This window comes from Staphylococcus sp. 231237_7MaSpsaltlick, from assembly GCF_043107035.1.
This window is the reverse complement of sequence record NZ_JBICNX010000066.1, coordinates 1-4,107: the sequence shown is the minus strand read 5'-3', so window position 1 is coordinate 4,107 and position 4,107 is coordinate 1. Positions and strand designations below refer to the sequence as shown.

Annotated in this window: 4 protein-coding genes and 2 pseudogenes; 3 read left to right on the top strand and 3 right to left on the bottom strand. The window is 27.3% G+C overall.

Features of this window, described 5'->3' with window-relative positions:
• Positions 1 to 202 precede the first annotated feature (202 nt).
• The 3 genes and pseudogenes from ACF91D_RS29515 to ACF91D_RS29505 all read left to right on the top strand — a co-directional run bounded on the left by ACF91D_RS29515 (position 203) and on the right by ACF91D_RS29505 (position 2,384).
• Positions 203 to 298: a type I toxin-antitoxin system Fst family toxin gene (locus ACF91D_RS29515; protein WP_002512588.1), complete on the top strand. Its 96-nt coding sequence runs from the start codon at positions 203 to 205 to the stop codon at positions 296 to 298.
• A gap of 189 nt (positions 299 to 487) precedes the next feature.
• On the top strand, positions 488 to 1,591 hold the full coding sequence (locus ACF91D_RS29510; protein ID WP_392438281.1) for a hypothetical protein: 1,104 nt from the start codon (positions 488 to 490) through the stop codon (positions 1,589 to 1,591).
• A gap of 174 nt (positions 1,592 to 1,765) precedes the next feature.
• Positions 1,766 to 2,384: pseudogene (locus tag ACF91D_RS29505) on the top strand (recombinase family protein).
• A 69-nt stretch (positions 2,385 to 2,453) separates the two neighbouring features.
• On the opposite strand, the gene ACF91D_RS29500 reads toward ACF91D_RS29505, so the two are convergent.
• The 3 genes and pseudogenes from ACF91D_RS29500 to ACF91D_RS29490 form a co-directional block, all read right to left on the bottom strand.
• Positions 2,454 to 2,732: a hypothetical protein gene (locus tag ACF91D_RS29500; RefSeq protein ID WP_210123617.1), complete on the bottom strand. Its 279-nt coding sequence runs from the start codon at positions 2,730 to 2,732 to the stop codon at positions 2,454 to 2,456.
• Positions 2,733 to 2,843: 111 nt separating this feature from the next.
• A complete protein-coding gene (locus ACF91D_RS29495; RefSeq protein ID WP_232160628.1) occupies positions 2,844 to 3,650 on the bottom strand; it encodes a hypothetical protein in 807 nt (268 codons plus the stop codon).
• A 371-nt stretch (positions 3,651 to 4,021) separates the two neighbouring features.
• Positions 4,022 to 4,107, bottom strand: a pseudogene (locus ACF91D_RS29490) (IS6 family transposase); the annotation flags it as partial.

The following is a 4,107-nucleotide window of genomic DNA, read 5'->3' as shown; positions in this document are numbered from 1 at the left end:
AGATGGTGATAGTAACATGGTATTTCTGTAAACACCAAATTAACGATAGTATACTGTAATAGGTACTGGTATTAAGTATCTTAATTTCTATTTAACATATTTCAACTTATCGGAAGTGCATATGCTTCAAAAGATACAGATGGTATAATAGAAAAGTCGTCGTTTACTTCTGTGCTGTTTTAGCATGGAAGGAGGTGACACCATGTTCAGCATCATATTTGTATCTATAGTAGCTCCTATTATAGTAGGGGTTATAATCACGTTGTTTTCACATTGGTTGAATAATCGTGATAAATAATCAAGCGACGACACAGTAATAACACCAAAAAGAGCCCGATAACTATTCCAGTAGTTATCGGGCTCGGTGTTTACCATGTTCAACACATATTTGTTATCTAGATTATAACATCATAGTGCAGAGGAATGCAAAGTAGTTTTATCTGTTTAGGTTAAGGTGTATTCAATATAATTAAAAATAGGGGTGGTTATGATCAATAAAGTTAAATTTACATCACAGGATGAAAAGCTTTTAAAACAAATTAATGGAGTAAATCATAATAATATGAAATTACTTACTTTTAAGTATATGCTTCCTTTTAGAATTCCAGTTAGCAATGGAGAATTTTTTATAGATGATAAAAACAAGATTTTAGTTAAAATTTTAAATACAACTGGGCAAATTGAATATGGTAATCGTCTTCCAATCCCTTTTGAAGAAAGAAGAAGTATTGTAGAATGTACTACAATTATAAATAAACATAGCTTCAAAAAAGTATGTAAATCAACAATAGAGGCAGATAATGAGATTTCTAGTATTTTTGATATTCAACTTTCGATTATAAACCATTTTATTAGAATTATTATGGTTAAATTTCAATATCATAACGTTTTTCCAATTTCTAAAGGGGATATTCAAAGTATTCCATTATATAGGCCATGTAAAATTATTAATGGAAAACACATAAATTTTGAGATGAAATCTTTTATTATAAAATGGCCAGATAAAATTTTAGAAGATCAAAGTAAAAATTTAAGTAAAAAAGAATTAGGAAGTATTTTTGCGAATTGGGAAATTTATAAAAATATGTCAAGCATGCTTCCTAGTGAGAAAATGAGAATGGGAGAAAGATATTTTTATAAAGAAGATTATAATAATTCAATAATTTATTATCAGACTGCTCTTGAAACTTTTATTTGTAACTTTGTATATGATTATTATAAAATTTATGAAAACATAGATGATGATACTGCTAAGAAAAAATTATCTTCTTATAAAAACGTTGTTTATCATCACTTCATACCTAAAATGAAGGAACTACAGGTTTATAATAGCGAAAATATTAAAGTTTGTATTGATATTTATTTTAGTGATTATTATGATATGAGAAATAATATTGTTCATAGCGGAGAGACGTATGACAAATTTAGTACAGAGAATTTCACTAATATTGTGAGTGATATAGTTAAATTAGTAACTTATGGTATGAAATATGCAGTTAAAAATAAATTCACACAATATTTTAATAAAAACTACATTATTAGTGATAATATAAACATTAAAGAAATCCTAAGTAGGTATGAAAGTATATAGTTACTAATCAATACAATTGGAATTATAGATAAACTTGTAAAAGTTTTTTTGGGTACTCTTTAGTTTAACATTTAAATGTTAAATAATATCAACAACAAGTGTGTACTCTAAGGGTGTTCAATATAAAGTTGTATGATATGCTTAATTAAACAAATCAAACAGGGCGCAGTTATCATGTTATTAGCTTATTGTAGAACATCGACAATTGAACAGAATTTAACTAGACAATTAGAAGCCGTTAAAGAATACGGAGTAGAAGAAGATAATATATATCGAACAAGCTAGTGGTAAAGATATGACTAACAGACCTAAACTAAAAGAATTATTATTATATGCTAGAAAAGACGATGTGATCGTAATAGACGGATTGGATAGACTTTCAAGAAACTATGATTATATAGCAAACATCATTCATGAGTTAAAACAAAAAGATATTAAGTTAATTGTTTTGAATATGCCTATACTCAATCAAGCTATAGATAATCCATTAATGGATAAGTTTATGAAAGATTTAGTTATATCTGTGTTAGGTATGGTGGCAGATATGGAACGTACAGAAGCTAAACGTAGACAAGCAGAGGGGATAAAAGTAGCAAAGGCTAAAGGAATATACAAAGGTAAGCCTAAAGAGTATAGTCCTAATGCACGTAATAAAAAGAAGCGTGTTATATACTTTAGAGTTGTAGAAGAATTAAAGAACAATACTCCTATTAAGAGTATTGCTAAGGAATTTGATATTAGTAGAAATACTGTATATTCAATTAAAAGAGATTTGGAAACGATTTCTTCATAACAATTAAATAGACTCTATGAGAAGCCCTCACATGCAATGACTAATCAAAACATGTATATAGGGCTTTTTTTATTTGTTAAATAACCTACTAAGTAGTGATTTTTTCTTAGGGGCATATGTTGAATATCGATCCTTTTCATCGTAGGCACGTACTTTATCAGTACCTTTATAATTAATGTCATTACTACTTATATTCTGTGTAGTATTGTCTAATTCATTATTTCTATAGTGTTCAAGTTGTAATGACTGTTGATTAGTTAAAGCTTTAGTTATCTGTTCTTTTTGATTATCTTTAATAGTTAATTGATTATGAAATAACTCTATTTCACTTCTTAATTGCTTAACCAATTCATCATTACTAGAAGTATTCTCATGTTGGATATCTTCCGACTGTATATAGTATAAAAAATGAAATTAATGTTCATAAAAAAATAAAAAAATAGAGCCTTATATAAGGCTCTATTTTAATGCGGTACTTTCATCGTATGAATTTGCATACTTATCTAAATCAGTATTTAACAACTCAAGATCAGTACTACTCATATTTTTCACAGTGTTCATTGACCATTCGGATTTAATAACATGAAAATCATGATTTGTATTCCCTGTATCATCTTCTACCGGATATATAACGTCAATTGTGAAAGTATCTAATGAAACTCTACTATCTCTGACACCTTTAACTGTATCAGCTACAGCATATCTCATTCCCTCTGAAGTCATTTTATCTGATAAATTTTCTTTACCTTTAATAACAATTACTGCATTTTTACCTAAACTATCATTATAATAATCAACGCTTTTAATACTACCATGACCACTAGTAATCTCAGAATCTATACTATCTTTTAATTTATCTTCATCACTTTCTGTGTCTTCTGTGTCTTCCTGTTCTTTTTCTATTTCCTCATCAAAACTAGTATCAACTGTTTCAAGATATTTATCGTAAAGTTTAGGCTTTTCTATTTCTAACTTAGTGCTTTGTTCAGGACTAAGTTCATTACTATCTTTAATTTTATTAATAGTTTTTTCATTAGGTATTTTTACTGAATCATAATCTTTGTCAAAGTACTTTTTAAAAAGATATTTATATATATCTTTATCTTCTTCATATAACTTTTTACCTTTATCATCATCTGCATCGTATATATATTCCATTTTTTCATCATCAGACATATTATCTATATCACTTTTAGTTATAGAGGGTGTTATAGAAGTAAAAATGATAGCAGCTACTAGAAAAGCGATACCGAAAAATAAAAGCATATGCTTCCACAATCTTTTATTCTTTTTAGTGAATAGTAGAAATATTGAAACAAGAAATATAGCGAAGAAACACAAAATTGAGTATAACGGGGTAATACACACTAATAAAATAGTAGTTAAAACTATTAATAGTTTATATTTTTTATCAGTAATATCTTTATTTAATTCAAAAATACTAAATAAAAGCAAAACCAAAATGATTATAAAGAAAAATGATTTCATTACCTTAATCTCCTTTTAATTAATAATATTATTATACTCTAATTAAGAAATTAAGAGTAGCTTATATTAGCGTTAAAAATTAAATAAAATGGTTCTGTTGCAAAGTAAAAAAATATAGCTAACCACTAATTTATCATGTCAGCGTTCGCTTAACTTGTTAGCATGATGCTAATTTCGTGGCATGGCGAAAATCCGTAGATCTGAAGAGACCTGCGGTTCTTTTTATATAGAGCGT

Bases quoted from the DNA above. Each gene is read 5' to 3' on its own strand.
- ACF91D_RS29515 (WP_002512588.1), top strand. From the start codon at position 203: ATGTTCAGCATCATATTTGTATCTATAGTAGCTCCTATTATAGTAGGG.
- ACF91D_RS29510 (WP_392438281.1), top strand. From the start codon at position 488: ATGATCAATAAAGTTAAATTTACATCACAGGATGAAAAGCTTTTAAAA.
- ACF91D_RS29495 (WP_232160628.1), bottom strand. From the start codon at position 3,650: ATGCTTTTATTTTTCGGTATCGCTTTTCTAGTAGCTGCTATCATTTTT.